At 70.1% G+C, this 23,187-nt stretch carries 21 protein-coding genes and 2 pseudogenes; 12 read left to right on the top strand and 11 right to left on the bottom strand.

The window, feature by feature from the left end:
- The first annotated feature begins 265 nt into the window (after positions 1-265).
- Positions 266-868 carry a hypothetical protein gene (locus ACH34R_RS21865; protein WP_397563308.1) on the top strand — a complete coding sequence of 201 codons (603 nt, stop codon included), beginning with the start codon at positions 266-268 and terminating at the stop codon, positions 866-868.
- 218 nt (positions 869-1,086) lie between these two features.
- On the opposite strand, the gene ACH34R_RS21860 is transcribed toward ACH34R_RS21865, so the two are convergent.
- Positions 1,087-2,016 carry an NADP-dependent oxidoreductase gene (locus tag ACH34R_RS21860; protein ID WP_397563307.1) on the bottom strand — a complete coding sequence of 310 codons (930 nt, stop codon included), beginning with the start codon at positions 2,014-2,016 and terminating at the stop codon, positions 1,087-1,089.
- A gap of 334 nt (positions 2,017-2,350) precedes the next feature.
- Here ACH34R_RS21860 and ACH34R_RS21855 point away from each other — a divergent pair, with 334 nt between their 5' ends.
- The 4 genes and pseudogenes from ACH34R_RS21855 to ACH34R_RS21840 form a co-directional block, all read left to right on the top strand.
- Positions 2,351-3,127 (top strand): AraC family transcriptional regulator, encoded by a 777-nt coding sequence (locus ACH34R_RS21855; protein ID WP_397563306.1) that lies wholly within the window; start codon positions 2,351-2,353, stop codon positions 3,125-3,127.
- A 78-nt stretch (positions 3,128-3,205) separates the two neighbouring features.
- Complete coding sequence (locus ACH34R_RS21850) at positions 3,206-3,628, top strand: AMP-binding protein (RefSeq protein WP_397563305.1); 423 nt, start codon at positions 3,206-3,208, stop codon at positions 3,626-3,628.
- A gap of 9 nt (positions 3,629-3,637) precedes the next feature.
- A pseudogene (locus tag ACH34R_RS21845) lies at positions 3,638-3,844 on the top strand (AMP-binding protein); the annotation flags it as partial.
- A 33-nt stretch (positions 3,845-3,877) separates the two neighbouring features.
- Positions 3,878-4,833 (top strand): annotated as a pseudogene (locus ACH34R_RS21840) (LLM class F420-dependent oxidoreductase); the annotation flags it as partial.
- Between the two features lie 161 nt (positions 4,834-4,994).
- Here ACH34R_RS21840 and ACH34R_RS21835 read toward each other — a convergent pair.
- The gene (locus tag ACH34R_RS21835; RefSeq protein WP_397563304.1) at positions 4,995-6,308 is read right to left on the bottom strand and encodes an aspartyl protease family protein; all 1,314 of its coding nucleotides are present in this window, start codon (positions 6,306-6,308) and stop codon (positions 4,995-4,997) included.
- Between the two features lie 310 nt (positions 6,309-6,618).
- Here ACH34R_RS21835 and aroQ point away from each other — a divergent pair, with 310 nt between their 5' ends.
- Entirely contained in the window at positions 6,619-7,161 is a 543-nt protein-coding gene (aroQ, locus tag ACH34R_RS21830) for a gamma subclass chorismate mutase AroQ (protein ID WP_397563303.1), read from the top strand.
- A gap of 258 nt (positions 7,162-7,419) precedes the next feature.
- On the opposite strand, the gene ACH34R_RS21825 is transcribed toward aroQ, so the two are convergent.
- The gene (locus ACH34R_RS21825) at positions 7,420-7,566 is read right to left on the bottom strand and encodes a hypothetical protein (protein WP_397563302.1); all 147 of its coding nucleotides are present in this window, start codon (positions 7,564-7,566) and stop codon (positions 7,420-7,422) included.
- 164 nt (positions 7,567-7,730) lie between these two features.
- On the opposite strand from ACH34R_RS21825, the gene ACH34R_RS21820 reads away from it, so the two are divergent.
- Positions 7,731-7,844: a hypothetical protein gene (locus ACH34R_RS21820; protein WP_397563301.1), complete on the top strand. Its 114-nt coding sequence runs from the start codon at positions 7,731-7,733 to the stop codon at positions 7,842-7,844.
- A gap of 111 nt (positions 7,845-7,955) precedes the next feature.
- On the opposite strand, the gene ACH34R_RS21815 is transcribed toward ACH34R_RS21820, so the two are convergent.
- Positions 7,956-9,566 carry a carboxylesterase/lipase family protein gene (locus ACH34R_RS21815; RefSeq protein ID WP_397563300.1) on the bottom strand — a complete coding sequence of 537 codons (1,611 nt, stop codon included), beginning with the start codon at positions 9,564-9,566 and terminating at the stop codon, positions 7,956-7,958.
- A complete protein-coding gene (locus tag ACH34R_RS21810; RefSeq protein WP_397563299.1) occupies positions 9,563-9,757 on the bottom strand; it encodes a hypothetical protein in 195 nt (64 codons plus the stop codon). The genes ACH34R_RS21815 and ACH34R_RS21810 overlap by 4 nt, the downstream gene beginning before the upstream one ends.
- 119 nt (positions 9,758-9,876) lie before the next feature.
- Here ACH34R_RS21810 and ACH34R_RS21805 point away from each other — a divergent pair, with 119 nt between their 5' ends.
- The gene (locus ACH34R_RS21805; protein WP_397563298.1) at positions 9,877-10,497 is read left to right on the top strand and encodes a TetR/AcrR family transcriptional regulator; all 621 of its coding nucleotides are present in this window, start codon (positions 9,877-9,879) and stop codon (positions 10,495-10,497) included.
- Positions 10,498-10,562: 65 nt separating this feature from the next.
- Here ACH34R_RS21805 and ACH34R_RS21800 read toward each other — a convergent pair whose 3' ends face one another.
- Both ACH34R_RS21800 and ACH34R_RS21795 read right to left on the bottom strand, forming a co-directional pair.
- Positions 10,563-11,024, bottom strand: coding sequence for a DUF6114 domain-containing protein (locus tag ACH34R_RS21800; protein ID WP_397563297.1), 462 nt, complete (start codon positions 11,022-11,024; stop codon positions 10,563-10,565).
- Between the two features lie 31 nt (positions 11,025-11,055).
- On the bottom strand, positions 11,056-11,652 hold the full coding sequence (locus ACH34R_RS21795; RefSeq protein ID WP_397563296.1) for a DUF6230 family protein: 597 nt from the start codon (positions 11,650-11,652) through the stop codon (positions 11,056-11,058).
- Positions 11,653-12,096: 444 nt separating this feature from the next.
- On the opposite strand from ACH34R_RS21795, the gene ACH34R_RS21790 reads away from it, so the two are divergent.
- Positions 12,097-12,582, top strand: coding sequence for a hypothetical protein (locus ACH34R_RS21790; protein ID WP_397563295.1), 486 nt, complete (start codon positions 12,097-12,099; stop codon positions 12,580-12,582).
- A 96-nt stretch (positions 12,583-12,678) separates the two neighbouring features.
- Positions 12,679-13,713 carry a hypothetical protein gene (locus tag ACH34R_RS21785; protein WP_397563294.1) on the top strand — a complete coding sequence of 345 codons (1,035 nt, stop codon included), beginning with the start codon at positions 12,679-12,681 and terminating at the stop codon, positions 13,711-13,713.
- Positions 13,714-13,825: 112 nt separating this feature from the next.
- Here the strand turns inward: ACH34R_RS21785 and ACH34R_RS21780 are convergent, their stop codons facing one another.
- A complete protein-coding gene (locus ACH34R_RS21780) occupies positions 13,826-16,366 on the bottom strand; it encodes a S8 family serine peptidase (protein ID WP_397563293.1) in 2,541 nt (846 codons plus the stop codon).
- A 598-nt stretch (positions 16,367-16,964) separates the two neighbouring features.
- On the opposite strand from ACH34R_RS21780, the gene ACH34R_RS21775 reads away from it, so the two are divergent.
- Complete coding sequence (locus ACH34R_RS21775; RefSeq protein ID WP_397563292.1) at positions 16,965-17,234, top strand: hypothetical protein; 270 nt, start codon at positions 16,965-16,967, stop codon at positions 17,232-17,234.
- 47 nt (positions 17,235-17,281) lie between these two features.
- Here the strand turns inward: ACH34R_RS21775 and ACH34R_RS21770 are convergent, their stop codons facing one another.
- The 3 genes from ACH34R_RS21770 to ACH34R_RS21760 are packed head-to-tail and all read right to left on the bottom strand — an operon-like array spanning position 17,282 to position 21,606.
- Positions 17,282-18,028, bottom strand: coding sequence for a tyrosine-protein phosphatase (locus tag ACH34R_RS21770; RefSeq protein WP_397563291.1), 747 nt, complete (start codon positions 18,026-18,028; stop codon positions 17,282-17,284).
- A complete protein-coding gene (locus tag ACH34R_RS21765) occupies positions 18,025-18,996 on the bottom strand; it encodes an ABC transporter substrate-binding protein (RefSeq protein ID WP_397563290.1) in 972 nt (323 codons plus the stop codon). Before ACH34R_RS21765 ends, ACH34R_RS21770 begins: the two co-directional genes overlap by 4 nt.
- Positions 18,997-19,023: 27 nt before the next feature.
- A complete protein-coding gene (locus ACH34R_RS21760; RefSeq protein WP_397563289.1) occupies positions 19,024-21,606 on the bottom strand; it encodes a PEP/pyruvate-binding domain-containing protein in 2,583 nt (860 codons plus the stop codon).
- 145 nt (positions 21,607-21,751) lie between these two features.
- Here ACH34R_RS21760 and ACH34R_RS21755 point away from each other — a divergent pair, with 145 nt between their 5' ends.
- Complete coding sequence (locus tag ACH34R_RS21755; protein WP_397563288.1) at positions 21,752-23,071, top strand: helix-turn-helix domain-containing protein; 1,320 nt, start codon at positions 21,752-21,754, stop codon at positions 23,069-23,071.
- Positions 23,072-23,187: the final 116 nt, after the last annotated feature.

Raw genomic sequence — 23,187 nt, 5'->3', positions numbered from 1 at the left:
TTCCCCCGCCCGCGCCTCGCTCCTACCGGCGGCGGTACGGCGGCGGTCCGGTGCCGGTCCGCTGGCGGAGCCGACCCGCATTCGTCCCCGTGCGGACCCCACGGGCGGTAGAGTCCAGAGCTGTTCAACCCGATGATCGGTCCACTTCGACGCGGAGGGAAATGCCATGCCTCCCAGCAAATCCCCATGTCCACGTCGACAGGGCCTTTGGCGTCGACCCGGATCGGCCAAGGCTCGGACCGCGCTGCTGGTCTCGGCTTTTGCGGTGGTCTTCGTCAGCGGATGCGGCGGCACAGGCGACTCCACCCGGGCGGCGGCATCGCCCGCCGCCTCTCCGTCCTCGGCCGCCTCCTTTCCATCGAGCCCGCCCACTGCCGCGCGGTGTGCCGGCAAGGTGCTCGATCACCGTGACATCCAGCATCCGAATCTCGGGGCGGTCCGTGTGTTCCTGGTCCGGCGGCCGGCCTCCCAGGAGCCCAGCGGGTGCGTCGCGGCCGTCACTGGCGGCGGGAACGTACTGGCCTCCACCGACGTGGACGTCCACGACGAAAAATCCCTGCGCTTCGCCGACCCTGCGACCGACGCCACCAAGAACACCTTCGTGATCTACAATCCCGGGCGCTACGACGGGGTGCTGGCGCTCGTGCCCAACGCGGGCGGATTCGAGGACATCGGCTGGAGCAACCCGGACGACCACTACTCGGGCGGGAAGTTCGCCTATTACAACGCAAAGCTCGTCGGTCCCGGCGCAGACGGCAGATACACGATCACTCGTTATGAGAATTCGTGCGACCCAAGCTGTGCTGAAGGCGTCACCGCCGAGGTGACGTTGCGTTGGAAGGGGCAGGAGTATCAGCCGGCCGAATGACACCGAGGCGCTTGGCCGGCATGGGTGGGGGCTCGGCACCTCGCTTTCGCCATCGCCGATGTCCAGGCCGGGGCATCTGTCGGCGCCGACCTCGTGTGATCCAGGCGTCGGGTGTGGAAGCTCCCGCAGACTCATCCAGATCGGCGTAGATGCGGGAGACCTTGCCCTTGGAGACCTCGTGGCCAACGCCTGATCGATTCGGCGCCGTGGCCGCAGGATCAGACGGTGAGGACGACCTTGCCCTGGAGGTGACCGTTCTCGATCAGCCGGTGTGCGTCGGCGATGCGCTCGAACGGGAAGGTCTCCTGCACATGGACCCGGAGCCTGCCCTGTTCGACGAGTTCGACGAGGCGTCGCAGGGCGACCGGATCGGGGTCGACCGCGATGCCGCTGAAGTGCATGCCGGCCGCCTCGAACCTGGCGGCGAGTTCCGTGTCCTCGTCGGCGACCGCCGTCACGAGGTGACCCCCCGGGCGGAGCACTTTGAGCGAGCGCTCGGCGGTGTCGCCGCCGAGCGTGTCGAGGACCATGTCGATGTCGCTGACCACCTCGGTGAAGTCGACCGCCGTGTAGTCGACGACCTCGTCTGCGCCGATCCCCTCGACGAACTCCCGCTTGCTCCCGCCGGCGGTTGCGATCACGTGCGCGCCGAGCGATTTCGCGATCTGGATCGCGACATGGCCGACCCCGCCGCCACCGCCATGGACCAGGACGCGGTCGCCCTCGGTCACACGGCCGAGGTCGACGAGGCCCTGCCACGCCGTCAGGCCGACCACCGGCAACGCCGACGCCTCGACGTGTGAGAGCGACGCCGGCTTGCGCGCCAGGTGCAGTGCGGGCGCCGCCACGATCTCGGCGTACGCGTTGGCGGCCCGAGGGAACATCGGCATCCCGAACACCTCATCGCCGGCCCTGAACCGCCACGTCTGCGGCGCCGCCTCGACCACGCCGCTGATGTCCCAGCCGAGGATGAACGGCGGCCGGCCGAGCAGCGGGAATTCGCCGGCGCGCAGGCGCGGTTCCAGAGGGTTCAGCCCGATCGCCTTGACCCGGACGAGGACCTCCGTCGGAAGGGCGCGGGGCTCGGGCACGTCCACGATGGTGAGGACCTCTGGGCCGCCGAATGCATGCTGGGTGATGGCTCGCACGACTCTCCTGGTTTCGGGGTGTGGGAAGGGGACCTGCTTTTCCGATAGGCCAGCACGATGGTCGTGCTCTACGGCCTTGGCAAGGGCCTGGCACGCCATGGCGAGCTGGTCGAGTCGATCGCACCCTCGAGATTCATCCGATGCGACCTACCTCAACGATGAACGCCATGACTCAGGCGTACCACCGGTGTCACGCCAGAATATTCCGATAACCCGCCAACATGTCGGGGCCACAAGCTCCGGCCCTGATGGGCCTGAGCCCCCGTATTGCCGGCGACGCTCGGCCCCGGCGGCCATGCCCAGAGCCCGCGAACGCGGGTTAGGGTGAGTGCCCATGACCGGACTTGTCCACGAGCCGGTGTTCTGGACCGACGATTCGCCGGTCTGCGAGCCCATGGCCCACGGCGAGGACATCGCCGCGCACTTCCATGACTTCGGCCAGCTCAGGTACGCCGTCTCCGGAGCACTGGTCACTGTGACCCAGGTCGGCACATGGGTGGCGCCGGCGAACCGCATCACCTGGGTGCCACCCTGCTATGTGCACAGCGGTCGCTCGTACGGCGAGACCGACGTCCGGCTGCTCCGGGTTACGGCGGCACTGGCCGGGCGACTGCCTGCGGAGCCCTCGGTGTTCATGGCCAGTGCGCTGTTGCGCGAGGCGTACCTGGCGCTGATCAGCGACCACGACCCGGCCGACGGCCCCCGCGCCCGTCTGCTGCTGGAGGTCGTCATCGCGGAACTCGCCCGCGCCCCGCAGGAATCACTGCGCCTCCCGGAGCCGGGCGACACCCGCCTCAAGGCCGTCACCGACCTGCTGCACGCCGACCCGGCCTGCCCGGCGACGCTGGCGGAGCTTGGGCGCAGAACCGGTTCGAGCGAACGAACCCTCAGCCGTCTGTTCAGCGGCGACCTGTCGATGAGCTTTCATCAGTGGCGTACGCTGCTGCGTATTCAGCGGGCACTGATCGAACTCTGCGAAGGCGCCTCCGTCACCGACACGGCGACGCGACTGGGCTGGTCGAACCCGAGCAGCTTCATCGAAGCCTTCACCGATCTCGTCGGCCAGACTCCCGGTCGTTACCGCGCGATGGCGCGCGCGGCTCACGACTAGCGTCAGCGTGGCGGGTTACCCGTAGTTTCCGGCGGGACATCGGTGGCACGTCCGTCGTGCAACACCCATCGTTGAGGCATGTCTCAGCCCGTCAACGTGCAGCGCGCTCCCGCTTCCGCGGCCTCCTCGGGGGCGACGCTGGGCGACCTGATCGTGCAGGCCCTCACCCGGCACCGCTCGTCCGAGGCCTTCGTCGCCGGTGATCGGCGACTGACCTACGCTCAGGTCGAAGGTCTCGTCTCGCAGTACACGACCGCGCTGGCCCGCCGCGGGGTGGGGCTCGGAGCGGGTGTCACGATGCTCAGCCCGAACATGCCCGAGTCGTGGATCGTCCAGGCCGCGACGTACCTTTTGGGCGGGCGCTTCACCGGCCTTCAGGCCCTGGCCTCGGTCGAGGACCACATCGTCGTCTGCGCGGATGCGGAGGCCACGGTGCTGGTGGTGACCGAGCCCCTGGAGGAGCACGGCCGCCACGTTCTCGCGGAGGCCGGCTCGCTGTGAGACCTGCTGGTGATCTCGGCCGCGGGCGGCCTGCCCGAGGGCGAGTCCCACGGGGCTCGGCCTCTTGACGCCGGCCCGGCCACCGAGGCGGACGTCGCATGGTTGCAGTCCACCGGGGGGACGACCGGGAGACCCAAGGGCGTGATGCAGCCGCACCGGTCGATGGTGCAGATGGTCTACGCGCACCTGGCCGACTTCGAGCATCCGCGCCTGCCGCGGTACCTGGCCTCGGCTCCGCTCACCCACGCCGCCGGGCTCGATACGGTCTGGGTCGCCGAGGGGTACGGCTTCGACTCACCGACCCTGATGGGCTACCTCGCGGCCCGCACCTCGACCGTGGAGATCGGCTCGGCGATCCTCAACGTCTACTCCCGCATCCCGGCCCTGCTCGCGCAGACCGCGGCCGGCCTGGACAACGTCACCGGCGGTCGCGCCATCATCGGTCTCGGTGCCTCTGGCCCGCAGGTGGTCGAGGGCTGGCACGGCCTGCCCTACACCAGGCCGGTCGGCCGGACGAAGGAGACCGTGAAGATCATCCGTGCGCCCTGCGCCGCGAGGTGATCGAGTACAGCGGCCACTCCTTCCAGCTTCCCCTCCCCGCCGGCCAGGGCACCGGCCTGGGCAGGCCGCTGAAGATGCCGGCCAAGCCGGAACGCTCCTCGGTCCCGCTCTACGTCGCCGCGCTGGGACCCAGGTCGGTTGAAAGCGCGGCGGCGTACGCCGACGGCTGGCTGCCGTTCCTCTACTCTCCCGAGGGCGCCGCCAAGGTTTGGGGCGGCCCGCTTGCCGCTGGTGCCGCCGAGCGCCCCGAGGACCTGGCGCCGCTGGAGGTCGTGGCCGGCGGCATCGTCGCGGTCGGCGAGGACGTGAAGGGGATGCTCGACTTCGCGCGGCCGATGTTCGCCCTGTACATCGGCGGCATGGGCGCCCGTGGCAGGAACTTCTACAACGACCTCGCCTGCCGGTACGGCTACGAGGCGGAGGCCAAGGAAATTCAGGACCTCTATCTTGACGGCAAGAAGAAGGAGGCCGAGGCCAAGGTCCCGCTCGAACTGCTGGAGCAGGTGAACCTCGTCGGCCCCGCGTCGTACGTCAAGGAGCGGATCGAGGCATTCCGCGAGTCTGGTGTGACCAACCTCCAGGTGACCCCGGCCGGCGACGACCCCGCCGGGCTCGTGCGCCGGCTCAAGGAGTGGGTGGCCTGACGCCTGCCGGACCCGGCGTACGGGGTGCGTCGGCGGGTCACGTACGCCGGAGGCGGTGGAATCGGGGGTTGAGGAACATCGGTACAGCCCCGACACATTCCGCCTCCAGGGCACGTCCGGTACGCCAGGCGGTTCCTATGGCACCCGTGCGGGCGCGAAGATCAGGCCGCCTTCCCGCGGGCGATGTAGAGGTTCATGTCGGTGAAGTCGACGGTGGCGTTGTAGGGCTTGAAGAAGCTGTGGGGGAAGTGGCCGATCGTGTCGATCCCTGTCCCGTGGGGCCAGGGCACGTTGACCGGGTGGCTGGGGTCCGTTTCGCAGTAGACCTCCTTGGCGACGGCGTCGCCGAGGCGGATCTCCTTCGGGTAGCAGGGGTAGGTGACGGTCGGATGGCTGTGGGCGAATGTCTCGATCGGGCGGTCGTAGTCGGTGCGGACCCGCAACCGCTTGGCCGTTTCTCCCAGAAGGCCCGCGGCGGTCTCGCCGAATCCGCCGAAGTTCACGCCCACCACCCGCAGGCCGGACCCGGCGATGCTGCCCAGGCTGTGCATGTTGTGGTCACGGGCCAGCCACAGAGGCAGGGGGGTGGCGCCCGCCCGTACAGCGTCGGCGCGTACCTTTCTGGCCACCTCGGGGGTCCGGCGGCGCAGGATCAGCGACCGGCCCGCGTAGTCGAAGGTGGTCAGCAAGTGGTAGAAGACCCACATACCGATCATTCCGTCGCTGTCGGTGCCGACATCTCCGCCCGACTCCGTCGCCGACCAGGCGACCGGGACATTGCGCAGTTCGATATCGCCCAGCTTGAAGGAGTCCAGCACTCCGAAGTGCACCCATATGATGGTGCCCTCGAACTCGGTCTTCTCACTGACGACGGGGCTCAGCCCGGCCTCCTTGGCCACCGACGCGCGCAGGCTCAGATTCGGGGCGCCGGTGTAGAAGGTGAAGCGTTTCGCCGGCCCGCCGTTGACCGAGGCCTCTACCAGCGGCATCGGGTCCATCTGCTTCCACGGCACCCGCGCGATGTCACCGTGGACCTGATATGGCTCACCGCTGACCGCCGCGAACCACTTGGCGTAGCCGCTCTCGCCCGCTGCCTGCCAATGTGGTGCGGAGAGGGCGAGTTTGTCCTGCCGGATGTAGCAGTCGCCCAGAAACGTGTTGGTTTCCTTGTCGTCGGGTGCCAGCTCAAAGGCCATCTTGAGGTATTTCTCGGCGTCGGCGAACCGATTGGACAACAGTCCGACATAGCCGCGCTGGCGGGCCGCGTGCAGGTTCGCAGGGTCCTTTCTCAGGATCTCCTCGTACGCGCGGGCGGCCTGTTCGAACTCGCCGGCCTTGAACAGGGCGTCGGCGTCACCACTGTCGGCCAGCGCCGTGGCCGCCTTGCCCACCAGCGGGGCGGCCACGGCGGCGCCGGCCACCACGGCGGCGCCCCGAAACAGCGAACGCCGGTCCCACTTTCCGTCTTTAGCCACGCCTTCTCCTTTTCACGATCGCCTTTGTCGTAACGTTTCGTCCCAGCAGCTCCGGCCGGTTCGTCTCGGCCCCGCTCGATGGCGACGCTGTGGTGCCGGGGCCGCCGGGCCGTACGGCGTCGTCCCGATGCGGGCGTCCGGATCGCTTCGCAGCCGCTCTGCAACTCGCCCGCCGGTCGACCCGTCCACTGTCGTCTGGCGGCGTCCCCACTTCGTTCGCGCCGTGTCATGGTTGTGTCACAGTCGGACGGCTCGCGGGTGCTGCGACGCGGGCCTGGGAGGGTCTCAAGCGGGTCTACCATCGACAGCCATGCGGGTAGAGGCATTGGCCCTCGCGCTGGCGCTGGCGCTGATGCCGGGTGGCTCGATGGGGCCATTGGGCGAGCTGACAGACCTGATGGTGCGACGGATGCGGGTCGGCGATCTGGTGGCGGCTGCGAAGTTCGGGACGCCGCGGCCGATCGACGATCCCGTGCGTGAGCGGCAGGTCCTGGAAGGCGTGCGGGCCCGGTCGGCGGCGATGGGGCTCGATCCAGAGTCCGCGGTACGGTTCTTCCGGGCACAGATCGAGGCGAACAAGGCCGTTCAGCGTGGGTTGTACGCGCGGTGGATGCGGCATCCGGACGAGGTGCCTGACGAACGGCCCGACCTCCTCACCGACGTGCGGCAGCGACTCGACCGGCTCACCACGGAGCTGCTGGTGGAGTTGCGGGAAACCGAACGGCTGCGTCGTCCCGCAGTGAGCTGCGAGGTGCAGGCGAAGCTGGCGGAACGGTCCGCGATCGTGGTGCACCACCTGGACGAAGTACATGAAGACGCGCTTGTTCCGGCGATGCGGACAGTCTGCTCATGAGCGGCGGCTGGTTCGTTGAGCCGGGCAGGCGAGGCGCAACGCCCGTACCACGCCGCGGCGACCACGATTCCGATGCGTTCGCTCGCCGGCGTGGCGCCCAGTTCCGCGGCCACCGGCACAGCGCGGCCACCTCGCCGTGGCCCTGCTGGTGCAGGTGGTCCTGAATGCTCGGTTCGGCGGCGCGATGCCGGACGCACGGCCAAGCTTGCGCGCGATCTCACGGATTGACGAAAAGAGCCACCAGGAACTCAAGGGTTACTACCCGTCGCGGGCGAAGCTCGGTACCGCCGCCTCCAGCCGCGGTACCGAGACGCCCAACCGTCGTGCTTCCGCCAGGGTGTCCCGGCAGACCTCACGCGGCTCCTCGGTCTCGGGGTCGGAGTGCGCCGCAAATTCCACGCGCAACGGGCGCGAAATGAGCTGTCAACCAGGCGAGCACGGGGGCCGTCAGCCAGGTGGGCGCACGGAACTGTAGTACACCGCCCCGGTGGCGTCGCCATTCGTCATTGACGATGGTGCTCAAAACCGGCTCGAAGCTCTGGCCTTGATCTACCTGGCGGGCGGCCGGCGTGGCCATCACCATGCCGCTGCGCGTGGACCCATGGGGAGAGCGGCTGTTTCAGGTCACCGACCCCAACGGCGTGGTGATCCAGCTCGTGGACTGGGTCACACCCGCGGACTAGTCCGTGGTTTGAGAGGGCCTCCGACATCATGCGCTCGACGCGCCCGGTGCCGCCGCAGGCGGCGTCGAACTGCCCGGCGTACGGGCGGTGCGCACAGCCGGGAGCGGTTCATCAGGGCTCGTCGGCGAGTCGTCGGCGTATCTGGACGACAGTCGCAGGGCTGAGCTCTTTGGCCCAGAACGCGCACCGGTGGTCGGCGGCGACGTTGATCGGCCCCGTCGGGTCGGGCGGGGCCGCCAGCGACTGCGTGCTGGGGCGGGCTGGGGCGAAGGTCTGCCAGCGGGGCAGGCCGGGCGCGTTGGGGTCGCCGGTGCGGGCGAACGCAGTCCAGTATCCGATCATGGTCGCGGACAGCCGCCGCCGGCGGGCGTCGAGCCCGGGTACGGGGAAGAGGTACGCCAGTTCCGCGCCGTGTGCGGAGCCGAGTGGGAAGTCCGAGTTCGGGATCTTGGTCGTGACGTCGTCCCCGGCGAACTCGAACGCGTACGTGCGAACCCACTGGGCGATACTCCGGTTCCGCTCGTACGTCGGGCAGGCGAACACCACGTCGGTGGTCAGCGTCGCCCAGGCCAGCCCCGGGGAGGCGTACCGGTCCAGGGGGTAACGGCGGGCGACGCGGCCGGCCCGCGCGCCGAACGCGCGCCGCAGCAGTCGCGCGTAGGTCCGGGCGGTGATCGGTGTGCCGGGCAACTCGTAGAAAAGGGCGACCATGTAGCGCATCTCGTCGCGCGTGGTGCCCGAGATGACCGGTACGCGGTGGAATCTGCCGGTGGCCAGGGCACGTTCGGGATCTCGCGGAAGCACCTGGCTGCCGACCGCGGGAGTGATGAACTGGTCGTGCAGCGGCAGCAGGCGCTCGGTAGGCACCCGGCGCAGGCAGGTGAGGGCGGTCGCCGGGTCGCCGCAGCCGAGGCCGGCGGCCAGGCGAGCGCCGTCGGGCTGCCGGTCGGCGACGGACGGCCACTGACGGAAGGCGGGCACGCCGGGGAACATGGTGCCGGCCGGCACGGTACCGGTGCAGGGGGCGCTCTGCATGATCGCGCGCTGGAAGAGGCCGGCCGCCCCCGGTGACGCGAGGTGCGCGCAGACGCTCTTGCCTCCGGCGGACTCCCCGAACAGCGTGATGTTGCCGGGATCGCCGCCGAACGCGGTGGCGTTGCGGCGCACCCAGCGCAGGGCGGCCTGCTGGTCTTCCAGGGCGAAGCCGCCGGAGCCGGCCAGACCGGGATGTGCGAACAGCCCGAAGACGCCCAGCCGGTAGTTGACGGTGACGACGATGACGTCCCCGGCCGTGGCCAGGTGGCGGGCGTCGAAGTCGCTGCCGGCGCCCTCGACGAATCCTCCGCCGTGCAGCCACACCATCACCGGTTTGCGCCCGTTGGCGGTGCCGGGGACGGTGACATCGAGGTAGAGGCAGTCCTCCGACGCGCCGGTCGGCCCTCCCGGGGTCGCGGGCTGGGCGCAGCGCGGGCCCGGTTCGGCGGCGTCGCGGACACCGGGCCATGGCCGGGCGGGCGCGGGCGAGCGCCAGCGCCGGTCGCCGGTGGGGGCGGCGGCGTAGGGAATGCCGCGGAAGACGCGGTGGTCGCTAGCCTGGGCGCCTTTCACCCAGCCGAGATCCGTGCGGACCAGCGCGTCCTGATGGACGGCCGCCGCGGCGGGCGCGGCCGAGATCAGTTGCGCGACGCAGGCGGCCAGCGCCACCCAGCACCGGCCGTTCACGCGCGGCGGCCCTTCAGCCGGGCCGCCGCGGCCAGTACGAGGCCGAGCAGGCCCACGGCCGCCCCGGTCCACGGGGGCAGGTCGGCGCTGCGCTCGGCCACCGCCAGCAGTCCCCAGTCGGTCCCCCAGAGCCACCTGGTCAGGGCGTTGCCGAAGCCCTGGATCGCCAGCAGCGCACCTACGATCATCATGACGTGCATCCTCCGATCTCTCGGGGCACCCCGAGGACGTAAATCAATACGTCTGTACGGTCATATCGTGGTTGAGCGTAGCAGAACAAGTCAGTTGTATCGATATGTGGGAGAGTGTTGTGAGCAAGGGCAGTCGTACGCGAGGGCTGGGGGCCCGGCACGAGGAGCGGCGGCGGCAGATCGCGGAGGCACTGCTGGCGATCATCGACCTCCACGGGCTCGACGCGGTGAGCCTGCGTGACGTCGCGGCCCGCGCGGAGGTCTCGCTGGGCGCCGTCCAGCACTATTTCCGCAGCAAGGATGAGATCCTGCTGTTCGCGCTTGACTACATCAGCGAGCGCGGAACCGAGAGGGTACGGCAGAGCCTCGGCCAGGGGGAGCAGCCACCGCGCGCGGTGTTGCGCGACATCCTGGCCGAACTGGTGCCCGCCGACGACCAGCGCCGCGCCGAACTGCGCATCGCGACCGCGTTCACCGCCCGCTCGCTGGTGAGCCCGAAGCTGGCCGACCATCTGCGTGCGGGCTACGACTCCCTGTACGACGTGCTGGTCCTGCTCATCCGTCACGCCCAGGACGCCGGCGAGATGCCCGCCGGCCTGGATCCCGAACGGACGGCGGCGGCGCTGTTCGCACTGGCCGAGGGCTTGGGCATGCAGGTGCTCATCGGGCACCGCGACCCGCAGACGGCACTCGCCATCCTGGACGAGTACCTCGACCGGCTCTCCACCACCGCCTCATGAGCCCCCGGACCTGTCCATGGCCTTTGGTCATCCCGGCCGCGTCCCGGTGGCCGTCAGCGCGAAGCTCACCGCCATGACCGGGGCCGCAGTGTGGCGATGGCCGTCCTCCAGCGCACCGCGCTCAGGCGCGAGGCGAAGGACCGGGCCGCGGACAGGACGCCTCGCACCGTGACCGTGTCGAGGCGGCCGGCGGGCCGGCTGACCGGGGTCCAGGCCACCGTCAGCATGCCGCCCAGCAGGCCGAGGGCCATGCCGAGCAGGAAGCCGCCGAGATTGGAGTAGACGAAGGACGCCAGTGACAGCAGCACCGCGATCAGGCCGAGGAAGACCCGCTGGCCGGGCTGCAGCCAGATGAGCACCCCCGCGATGATCAGGGCGATGGCGATGAGATAGCCGGCTCCCACCGTGCCGAAGATGACCGCCGCGAGCAGTGCGTCGAGCGCGAGCGGGATGGACATCAGCTCCATGCCCGCCGCCACGATGAACAGTCCGCCCCAGAACGGCCGGGAACGCCGCCATGACTTCATGATCTACCGCCCCTTCGTCTCGCACCGCGCTTCAGTAGCACTCGTGCGCGCCGCGCAGCACCCTGAGGTCGAGGTCGGGCAGGCTGAACGTCGCGGCCGTCACGGCCCACGCGCCCAGCCTCACGTTGCGCAGGGTGACCACTCTGGCCTGGCTGCCGAAGGTGCCGGCCGGCCCGCCGCCGCCCGGTACCTGGTCCAGGGTGCCGGCGTCCCGGCCCAGCTCAAGGTCGCGGATGGAGGCGGCGGTCTGTCCCTCCTGCACGTCGAGCACCAGGTTGTCGATGTCCACCTCGTTGCCGCCCCGGCCGCCGGTGAGCCGCATCGTCACCGTGCCCATGGGCGTTCGCACCAGCGTGCTCGTGCACAGTTCGGTGACCGCGGCACGCCGGATACCGGACACGATGACCGGGATGACCCGGCCCTTCCTGGTGCGGTCCAGGCCGCCGGCCAGGGTGAAGCCCTGGCCGCGCAGTTCCTTGGCGAAGAGTTTGAAGCTGTTGCCGGACACCACGAAGGTGGCGCCGATGACTCCTTGCGCCATGGCGCCGATCAGCAGGGAGGTGATCGCCGCGACGGGAACGAGGATCAGGCCGAAGCGCTTCCAGCGCACGCATCCCTGTTCGGCCATGATGCGCTTCCCTTCACGTCTGCCCCGCGGGGCCCGGTGACTCTCTCACAGGCGGTCACAGTCCGCTCTGTTGCCGAGCATGCGGCAGGTCTGCGGCGTTCGTCGGCGTACACGCCGTACGCCGCGGCACTCATGGCTTGCCCCTGGACAAATTTGCCGAAAGCCGGAGACACCCGCCCTGGACCGATCGGCAGGGATGCGCGCTGTCGATCCCGGCATCCGAACAGGCCGCTTTGAAAAGCCGAGATAGGGGATTGGTGGTCAATCCGCCGAGGGGCAATATGGCTGACGAACCCCTCGGGGTGCACGTGAACAAGCGGGGAACCTTGTTCTCGCTCGACCGCCGGCGGTATCGGGGGCCTTTGCGGCGGGCCATGGCAGCTCGCCTGAAGAAATCATCGCGACCGCGCGGTCCATCCATTCGGAAGGCAGGAATTCATGCATGTGACACGCATCTCGCTCGCCCTGGCCGCCGCCGTATCCGGTGTGGCCCTGGCGACCGGCACACCGGCCGCCGCGCTCGGCGGCGGCACGGCCAACGGGGGCACCACGGACGGCGTCTCGGTCTCCGCCGCCGCCTTCAACCTCAGCGGAAGTTGCCGGGCGCGCCGCGGCAACTACGGCAACCTCAAGGCCTACTACTACACACGCGGCAGGTACGACATCTTCAACCGGATGAACTGGAACCTGGCCGGTCCTGGGCTCCGGAACAAGAACAACGTCACGCTGAGACTCCGTGAGCACCTCAACCTCCGGCCGGACAGGACGCTCTGGCGCTGGCAGTCCCGTGACAACGTGCGGCGCGGAACCGGCGGGGTCTCGCTGAACGAAGCCGTACCGCGCCGGGCGAAGGTCCACGCCGACTTCACGTTCGTGTTCGACCGCAGCGGGTCCGACCCGCGCTGCCACGGCCGGACGAACAGCGCGTGACGAAAGCGCGCTGACGGCGGTGATGGCGGACGGCGATGAGCCCCGCCATCACCGCACATGCGCAGGCCCCACGGTTTCCACCCAGGGAAGGCCCCGATGAGATCCGCGCTGACCGTCCTCGCCCTCATCCTCGCGATCTGCGCCTGCTCTCCGGGAGAGAAGGCGCGCGAGCAGGGTCCCGGCCCCGAACTGGTCGCCGCGTCCCCCGAGGGCGTCATCGTGCTCGACCCGCGTGAGCGTTCCTTCAGCGGGGTCGCCCGGACGGGCCTGCGTACCTGGCGGGACACCGTCGCCTACGAGCAGGGATCGACGGCGATCTGCCTGAGCCGCTGCCCCGATGCCGTCTTCTCCGGCGCGTGGGAACCCCCGCACCCCTCTCCCCGGCGACCGGGCCCCGCGGGCGTGCAGGCGTTCCCCGGCCCGGGTTCGCCGATCTACCGGGTGCTGAGCGCGCGCTCCGCCACCGACGCCGTCATCGCCGAAGGCCCGCGGGACGGCGCGGGGCGGCTGCGTCTCCTGCGCACCGGCGCCGCCCCGACCAGCCTCGCCGTGCCCTCGGCCGCCGAGGTCGCCTGGGCCGAGAACCCGCAGCGTACGCTGGCCCTCGCGGTGATCGCGGGCAAGGCGCTGTGGTTCCGGCGTGATCAGCGCGGATGGCGGCCCTTGCAGGCCCGGGTGCCGGTGGGCGCGGCGTGGGGAGCGTGTACGGCCGGTGACGGCGAACTGGCCGTGATCGTCGGGGAGCGGCCCGCGCTGCTGCTGGACCGTACCCGTACGATCACGATCACGACGGACCTCGCGGTGACCGGCGAGTGCGCCGCGGGCCGCTCGGGTGCCGTCGTCCTGGCCCGATGGCGGGACCAGGCGGGTGCGCCGCACACGGCGATCCGTGGTCTGGACGCCACCGGCGCCCAGACCTGGGCCCGCGACATCGCTGCCGAAGCACAGGTCAGAGCCCATCCGTCCGGCACACGCTTCGTGCTGACGTACGGCACGGCGGCCGAGGTGGTGGACCAGGCGGGGCGGGTCGTGGCCAGGCATCCTGGAGTACTGTCCGCGGCGTACACCAGCGCGGGCGAACTCGTCCTGCTCGACGGGGACGGCACCCCGCAATGGCTGGCCGCCGGTTGAGGAGCGTTCCCCCGGCCGTGCGGCACAGGGCCTGCCGGGCTCACACCGGGCCGGCCCTGGTCCGCGGTGACGGCGTAGGCGGCCGGTGCCACGCCGGTGCCGCCATGGCCGGCTAACCGGTCGGGGCTTTGGCACCGCTGGTGACCACGCCGCCGGCCGGCCCGGGCGTGCTCGCGGTGATGTCCACACCGTGTCCGTTGGAGAGGACCGGCTCTCTGTAGGAATACATCAGCGCGTCGGTGCCGTCGGCGTTCTCGATGCCGATCGTGGCCTTGACGCCCTCTTCGCCGTACCAGTTGATGTCCTTGTAGCGGAAGCCGATCGAACCGTCCTCGCCGAGCAGCGCCGAGAACGATGTCCGCGACCTGAACTCGTCAGGGATGACCACGTTGCGCCATTCGACGACGAACTTGCGGTGCGGCGCGGTGCCGGTGACCCCCGTGTAAACCCCGCCATGGGTGTCCACGATGAGATTGGCCCAGTTCGGGTAGACGCCATTGTTCGGCTCCCAGGCATCCGGGATCGCGTTGTTGTATTCGGCGCGCGAAGCGGAGTCGAGGGTGAGGTATCCGTTCGTGGTGATCCACGCCTTGCTGGTGTCCTTGCCGTAGAACGGGATGCTGAAGGGCAGGGTGACCTGCGCGCCGGCATCGTCGCCGGTCAGTTCCAGTTTTTCGGTGCCGGCCACGTACTCGCGCGGGCCGTGCGCGCAGGTGTAGCCGAAACCGTCGCTGCGCCGCGGCAGGGCGATGTCCTTGGTCATAGCCGCGCCGGTCGCGGTGAGGGGCACGTTCGTGCTGCCCGAGCAGCGTAAGGTCCCCACGACCCGCAGGGTGTAGGAGCCCTGCGGCACTGTCACTTGGTACCGGCCGGAGGTGTCGGCCACCGTGCTGACCGGTGTGCCCACGGCCTCGACCGTCGCGCCGGGCTCGGGCTCGCCCGCCACGGCGATGGTCCCCGACACCACGGTCGTGGGCCGGCGCGGGAACACGATGTCGGCGGTGGTGCTCTGGCCGGCGCTGATCGTGACGTTCACGGTGGTCGTGTCGTAACCGAACTTCGCCAGGCTGATCTGGTAATCGCCGACCGGCAGGCGCGGTACGGCGAACGTGCCGTCCGCACCGCTCACCAGGGTGTGCGGGATCGGGCCGCGCATGGTCATCTTCGCGTCGGGCACGGGCGTGCCGCCCGAGGTGACGGTGCCGCGCAGGTCGCCGACCGGGCCGCGGTACGCGGCCTTCACGGCGGCGTAGGCGTCGAGCCGGCCCTCGCCCCAGACGTTGTTGTCGGCCGCGGTGCCACCGCAACTGGTGTCGTTCACGTCTGCCGCGCTGCCGTCGAGCACCTGCCGGGTGGCGGCGACCTTGTTCTTCAGTGCCGGCGCGTACGACCAGATCAGCGCCACGGTGGCCGCGACGTGCGGCGCGGCCATGGAGGTGCCGCTGTTGACTTCGTACTTGCCGTCCGGGAGGGAGGAGCGCACGTCCACTCCCGGGGCGGCGATGTTCGGCTTGAGCTCGCCGTTCTCGCCCGGGCCTTTGCCGGACCATTCGGCCGCCACGTTGTTCGTGTCGAACGCGCCCACGCTGTAGCTCTGCGGGTAGTTGCCGGGGTTGCCGGAGGTGTTGCACCGATAGCCCTCGTTGCCGTTGGCGAACACGGGGAAGATCCCGGCCGCGATCCAGGCGTCCACGATCTCCTTGTAGAAGTCGTCCTCCCCCCGGCCGCCCCACGAGTTGTTCACGATGTCCGGGGCCAGGTCGGGGCGCGGGCCGGCGCCCTTCAGGTCGGTCGGGGCGAGTATCCACTGGCCCGCGGCGAGCACGTCGTCGAGGTAGCAGCCGCGGGTCACACAGCCCCTGGCGGCGATCCAGCGCGCGCCGGGCGCCACGCCGATGCCGTTCGCACCGGTCATGGTGCCGGTGACGTGCGTGCCATGACCGGTCCTGTCGCACGGCACGGCGGTGTCCGGGCAGTTGTTGACGGCGTCGAACCAGTTGTAGTCGTGGGTCAGCGTGCCGTTCGCGTTCTTGCCGCGGTAGGAGGCGGCCAGGGCCGGGTGGTCGAACTGGACGCCGGTGTCGACGGTGGCCACCACGACACCCTCCCCGCGGTCGTCGAGCTCGTTCCAGACGCGGGGGGCGTTGGTCCGTTCGACGTTCCATTCGACGGCGTTGACCTGCGGCCTGGCCCGGCCGGGCATGGGCTTGGGCAGCGGGAGGAGGGCGATGGGCGTGATGCGCTCCACCTCGGGCAGCTTGGCGATCTCGGCCGTCAGCTCGCTGTCGGCGGTCACGCTCACGGCGTTGACGATCCAGTACGCGGTGAAGTCGGCGTGCTCGGACTTCAGCAGCCTGCGCAGGTTCGCCTGGGAGGCGGCGGCCCGCTCGGTCTTGGCCCGGTAGACCAGCGTCGCCTTGTCGGCCTTGGCGACGGCCCGCCGGGCGGGCCCGAGATCGGCGTCGCCCTTCAGATAGACCAGGAAGGTGGCCTTGCCGGCCGTGTCGAGCCGGGCCTGGACGGTCTTGTCGATCTTACTGGGCCCGGGGGCGGCCTGGGCCATGCCGGGGGACAGCAGGCCGCTCGGGAGTAACAGGCACATGATGGCGGCGATCCTCGCGAGGACCGCACGCCGGGTGAAGGTGGTCGGCACGCGTTCTCCTTCTCGCCATGGGTGAGCGTGATCTTCATGCCTCTGCCGAGAAGGGTGAAGAAGGAGCGCGGAAAAAGCAAGGGGTCCGGTTTGACAAAGAGTTTGGGCACCGAAACGCGAGCCGGTCAGGTCGGGTGTGAAACGGGGCCGGGAGCTGGGCGGACTTCGGGATGGCGGCCGGGTTTCCACCTACTCGCCGTCAGGTCGTAAATCCGCGATGGCCGTACCGGCGGATTGCGCATATCGGCGAACGCGAGGAACGGCCAGAAGCGGCTGACCGGCGATCAACAAGAAGGCCGCGATCGCCATCGTGGCAGGCTCGCTGCTCGCCGACCCGGTGGCCGCCGGCGCACTGACACAACCGGCCCAGGCTTCCGCGTCCACCGCCTCGACCGCCACCGCCGCCGATGGCCGGCTCGGTCCTGGCGAGTGGCGGCGACCGGTTCAAGCTGGTGCTCACCACCGATGACCGGGCGGTGTGGTCGTCGAAGACCCATTTGGTCCAGCCGCTGACCTGAAGTGGAACCCGCGTACGCGATGCATCCAAATGGGGCGTGACCCCGATCGGGTGATCCAAGCGTGGAGCGACTCCGCCGCCTTGAGAGACGTGCTCCGGCGCGCCGCCTCCACCCCCGGAATGGGCGACTGTTTCTGCTTGATGATGGATCACGCGGATGTCGGTTTCATGCGAGCGCCGCTTGGAGGTCTGCCGGCTCTGGCGGCCGGATCGCTCGATGAGATGACCGATGGGATGACGTTTCTGGCCACCTCGAAAGACTCCCTGTTCAGTATCGATGTGGAGCATCGATTCGAGCGGCGATGGATTGAGACCACACTCATCGGAGAATGGTCACACCCGATTTTTTGAAGCTCTTCGTCGTCCCGCCGCCGCCCCGAGACCGCGCCGGAGGTCCCTCACTCACCGTGAGCTATCCTCGGTTCCGGCATGAGCGCGGCCCGCAGCGCCGTCACCGTCATGTGGGAGAGGCCCGCCGAGCGGGCCCAGCCGTGGAAGGACCCGTACTCGGTCTCGATGGAGTCGAGGAGCATCAGCATCGAGGATCTGCGGCATTCGTAGATCGACGCGGGCAGCCGTTCCATGTTGTGGCGATATCGGGGCAGGCGCCGGAGTCTCTTCACAACGCGGGGCATCTCGGGCCCGCTCAGCATGTAGTCGTGGACGATGAAGTCGCGCGACGCTCCGGCGAGCCCGAGGGCGAGGGCGGTCACCATTCCGGTTCGGTCCTTGCCCGCGGCACAGTGAACGATCGTGGGCCCGTGGGAGAGGAACATGGCCAGCAGATCCAGGGCGACGGGAAGGTTCGGGTCGTTCCTGAGGTGCTCGCGGTAGATGCGCCCGAGAAGATCTCCGGTGTCGTGTGGAAGTTCGTGGATGTCGTGCAACGGCACGTTCGCGTAGCGCGTGGCGGGGCCGAGCACGGGCCGTCCGTAGGTGGTGCTCTCCTCCGCCGTCCGGAGGTCCAGTACGGCCGTGATGCCCAGTTCCCCGGCCAGCACGCGGGTGTCGTGCCGGGTGATCGCCTGTAGGGTGCCGCTGCGGTACAGCCGCCCGGGGCGCGGGCCGAACCCGGCCGGGCGGCCGACGTCCCTGAAGTTGTCGGCGCCTTGCAGCGCCGGCCGGTGCGCGTCGGCGGGGGTCATCGGATCGCCGCCGCGAGCCGGGGGATGACGTTGCCGGCCGCATGGCGTACGGAGAGCACGGAGGGGAAGGCCAGCGCTTTGCCGTCGGCCGGGTCGATGGGCAGGTAGGACCCTCGGCGTACCGAGCGGAGGCCGGCGAACAGCGGCCCGGTCTCGTAGGCGCGCCGCTCCTCCTCGGACTGCGCGACGACGATGGTCACATCGGCGTCGAGGACATCGACCAGCTCGTTGCTGACCGGGGACATGCCCCGCACCTCGGACGGGGGCAGCCGGGCCACGGCGGGGGCGAGGCTCATCCCATAGGCGGCCAGCCCGCGGGCGATGACGTCCTCGGAAGAACTCTTCGTCCAAAAGCCGCCGGTGGCGCTGTAGGAGCTGAAGGTGAACGTCTTGCCGGCCAGCCGGGGATACATGTCGCGAGCCCGTCCCACCGCGGTCTCCGTCTCGGCGACCTGCTGTGCGGCGGCCGCCTCTCGATGGAGTGCGCGCCCGATCCGTACCGCGGTGTCCTGCCAGGGATCGAGGTTGGGGCCGGCCACGGGCAGGACCACTTCGGCGACCTGCGCAAGCCGCTCCTGGAACTTGGCGATGGAGTAGTAGCCGGTGGCCAGGATCAGGTCGGGTCGCAGGGCGGCGACGTGTTCGATCGGCAGCTCGGTGTCGACCTTGAGATACTCCGGGCGGCTCCCGCCCAGCGCCGCGATCGCGGCCCGGGTCCACGGCTCCGGTTCCCGGAGTTCGCTCGGCCTGGGCATCGCGATGGGGGTCACACCCACGGCCAGCGCGGCGTCGGTGTCCTTGATGTAGCCGAGAGAGACGACCCGGGGCGTGCCCGGGTTCGCCCGCGGGGCGGTCGAGCCGCAGGCGCCGAGCGCGAAGGCGGCCGTCAGCGCGCCGGCACCCCGCACGAACCGGGCTCGCGACATGGCGCCGGCCGGGCCGGATCTCGTCGTTATCGTGTTGTCCACCGGGGTCGTTCCGTTCAGTCGTGGTGATCAGTCGTGGATGGAGACGGTGCCGGCCGAGCCGTCGACGGTGATCGTGTCGCCGGTGCGGATGGCGCGCGTCGCGTCACTGACGCCGACGACGGCGGGGATGCCGTACTCCCGCGCGACCGTGGTCCCGTGCGAGGTGAGGCCGCCCGTCTCCGACACCAGCGCCCCGGCGGTGAGGAACAGCGGGGTCCAGCCGGGGTCGGTGGAGGCGACGACCAGGATCTCGCCGGGCCGGAGCCGCGCCGTGTTCGGATCGTGGACGATGCGCGCGGTGGCCGTCACGACGCCCGTCGCGGCGGCCAGGCCGCGGAGGGTCCTGCCGGCCTCGGCGGGTCGTCCGCGGGGTTCGAGGGCCCGGCCGTCGGACAGGACCAGCGACGGTACCCGTGGCCGCTTGCACTCTCGCTCGTAACGCGCCCGCCGCTCGACCACGGTGGCTCGGAGGTCCTCGCCGCGCAGCCCCGAGCGCAGTTCGGCAGGGACGAGGAACATCACATCCTCGGGCCGGGCGAGCCGATCATGCCGTACCAGATCCTCGCCGATGAGCAGGAGCTGTTCGCGGACGTGGGCGAATCCGCGCATGAGGTAGACCTTTCCGTGCTCACGCAGCCCGCGCAGCGCACGGGAGCGGCGGAGCATGAACCTGGCCGCCATGGCACGCGGGAAGTGCCACCGGGGCAGTCGCCGGCCGAGTTCGCCGATCAGCTTCTCCGCCGCGCCGGCCGCGTCGGTGAAGTGGCGTTCGGCGTCCTGGGCGGGGTCGGTGGTCAGCAGGTAGTTGGCGAGCATCGTGAAGACCGGCTCGGGATCGTCCGACCAGCGGGGGACTCCGAGGTCGATCTCCGCGCGGACCCGGGTCCCGTACGTTCGCAGGAATCGGGCCAGTCCTTGCTGGATCACGTCCGGAAGGGTCCCGTTCGCGTACCTGACGGCCAGTTCCGCAGGCGGCAGCTCGGCGAACAGCGCCACGGAGTCGGCGTCGTCGCGGATGCGGCGGGACAGCCGCCACAGGGCGAGGTCCATCTCGGTGGTGGGGTTTCCGGGAACTCCGCGAAAGACGGCGTGGATCTCGGCCTGGTCGGCCACCCCGGACAGGAGCCGCGCGCCGATCTCGGCCGCGCGCCGGCCGGCGTGCTCGTGCGGCAGGTCCAGCTCGATGCGGGCGACCTTGGCCGCGACCGCTTCGACGAAGTCGAGCCGTTCTTCCGCGCTCGCCCGCGCCGGACCGGCGTACCGTCGCACCAGTTTCTCCGACCGGGCCACGATGCTCGCCCGCGCGAGCTTGGGGAAGGCGAGCGCGAAGAGGGTGCGTGACCGGCTTTCGCTGATCTTGCGGGGCGGGGCGAAGGCTAGCGGGTCGATCCCCGAGGACGGACGCAGTTCGTCCGCGTGGTCGAGCAGCGCCCGTCCGGCGGGGGCGGTGAAGGCGTCGATGAGGTGAGCCAGCCGGGCGCGCCGGCTTTCGCTGTACGCACCGTCGGTGACGTCCCAGTACAGCCAGCCGTGCACGCCGGGGATCCGGGCGGCGATGCCGGACCCGGCGAGCCCCGGCTGGAAGGACATCTGCCGCAGCCGGATCATGTGCGCGCCCATCGGCGTGAACGGCTGGGTCAGGCCCTGGTAGGCGTTGAGCGACCAGTACACCCGTGGCTGCTCCTGAGCCGCCTCGGGCACCGGGAAGAGCGTGGTGATCGGCCGGGACTGGGTGATCCACAGCCGCCCGGAGGCGTCGTACGCCCATTCGACGTCCTGCGGTGAGCCGAAGAACTCCTCCAGGCATCGGCCCAGTGCCCACAACTCCCTGAGCTGCCCGCGCCCCAGCCCGCCGGAACCGTGGACGGTGGCGGCTCCCGGGCCGATCCGGTACTGGTCCGGCCGGGCGGTGCCGGAGACCACGCCCTCACCGAGACCCGCGACCGCCTCGACCACCATTTCGGTGCGCCGCTCCGTCGTCGGTTCCACGGTGAACAGGACACCCGCCTGCCGGGCGTCGACCATGAGCTGAACGATCACCGCGATCTCGGCGTCGCGCTGGCCGACGCCGTTCGCCGCCCGGTACAGCACCGCGCGGTCGGACCACAGCGATGCCCAGCACCGGCGGACCGCGTCCATCACGTCGTCGACCCCGCTGATGCCGAGGTAGGTGTCGTGCTGCCCGGCGAAGCTCGCCTCGGGCAGGTCCTCGGTCGTGGCGGACGAGCGCACCGCGACGGCCGCGTCCTTCTCTTCGCCCAGCAGCCGATAGGCGGCCGTGACGGCCTCGTCGAGTTCTGGTGACACCGGTGAGCTCATGATCCGCCGGCGTGCGTCGCCGGCGAGCCTTACCAGGTCGTCGTCCGAGGTGGCTCGGTCGAACTCGTCCAGGACGTCATCGAGCGGTACGGACTTCCGGTACGCGGACGTCGGGATGCAGAACCCGTCGGGCACCGGGAACCCGGCCGCCATCATCACTCCGAGGCCGACCGCCTTCCCGCCGACCAGGTCGAACATGTCGGCATCGACCGAGCCCAGGCCGACCGGCTCACCTTGACCGTGATCAGGCGCGGGGGCCTTTGCGCCCATCACGCCGCCGGTTGTCAACACACCGCACCCTCCAAGACGTCGAAAATGCCCGTGCGCAACCGTCACGGGTATGGTTAGCCAAGCCTTACTTCTCAACTTGGGTTGAGTGCAATTCCCAAGTACGTCTCATTAGTCACTACACGGGCGACGATCGGAGGGTCGGGGCATGGCTGCCGCTGCCTTGGTACTGCGTGAGGGCGATCGAGCACGGCTGGCGTCCTTGACCGGCGCCCCTGGCATTCCCACGCGGATCTCGCAACGGGCCGAGATCATCCTGATGGCGGCCGACGGGGTGACGAACACCGCCATCGCCGATCGGCTCGGCGTGACCCGGAAGACCGTCGTCAAGTGGCGCGGGCACTACGAGAGATCAGGGCTGACCGGGCTGGAGGACAGGCCCCGGCAGGGCCGGCCGCGCGAGGTCGACCATGACGCGATCATCGCGGCGACGCTGCGGCCACCGCCCGCCGACCTGGGCGTCACGCACTGGTCGAGCCGGCGGCTCGCGGCCCACCTCGGCATCGGATCCGCGACCGTGGCACGCGCGTGGCACGCGGCCGGTGTCCGCCCCCATGGCCCGGGAAGTTTCACCTTCGCCACGAGCCCCGAACTGGTGGCGAGGATCACCGACGTCGCCGGGCTCTACCTCGGCCCGTCCGGGAACGCGATCGTGCTGCGGGCGGAGGATGATGCCGGAGAGTCGGCGGGCCCGCACAGGACCGGTGTCGCGGCCCTCCTGGCCGCGCTGCGGAGCACTTCGGAAGGGCCGGTCGCGACGCCTCATCAGGGCAGCGGGCTCCTCGACTTCCTCGAACGCGTCGCGCACGCCCGTCCGGAGGCCGGCGGCAGGCTCGTGTTGTGCGTTGCGCTCGAACCTGAGCAGGCGCGCGAGATCCGCGTCTGGGCGGCGGCGTACCCCCGCATCCGGGTGCACGTTGTTCCGGCACACCGGTGGACCGGCCTTGCCGAGACCTGGTTCGGCCTCATCGAAGGGCAGGCCGCCTGCCGCGAGATCCGCGCCGCCTGCCGAGGTTTCGTCTGGGTCGACCAGCCCCCTGCTCCGGTAGCGCCCCCAAGGCCGGACCACGGGGAGATCGTCCCGATCCGGACCGTCGCCGACGGCTTCGCCATCCCGTTCTCGACCCTGCACTACTGGGAACGCCAAGGGCTTGTCACCCCGCACCGCCTGCAAGGGCAGCGCTTCTACGACGCCGCTCAGATCCGCCGGATCGCGCTGGTCCAGTTGTGGCGCGAGACCGGAATGCTGACGATCGACGACATCGCGACCGTCCTCACCGAACACGAGAGGAAGAACTGGCACCACACCGTGCGAGACCGGATCGACGCCATCAACGAGCAGGCCGAACGGCTCAACGCCGCCCGAACGTACTTGAGCCACCTGCTCACGTGCACGCATGAGCCACTCGAAGAGTGTCCCGACTTCCGGGCGATGGTGGCTTCACGCGTCGAGACGTGGCTCAAATGACGCGGCCCCCTCCGGTGGGTAGCCGCCACCGGCACCGCGAGCCATAATCTAGGCGACCCGGTCAGCGGCCGTTCACGCTCTCCAGGGCCGAGCACACATCTCGCGTGCTGTACGTC

Origin of the sequence: Spongiactinospora sp. 9N601 (assembly GCF_044326295.1) — a bacterium.
Lineage (GTDB): Bacteria > Actinomycetota > Actinomycetes > Streptosporangiales > Streptosporangiaceae > Spongiactinospora > Spongiactinospora gelatinilytica.
Note: the sequence above shows the minus strand (reverse complement) of the source record. Positions and strands in the feature narration are given on the sequence as shown.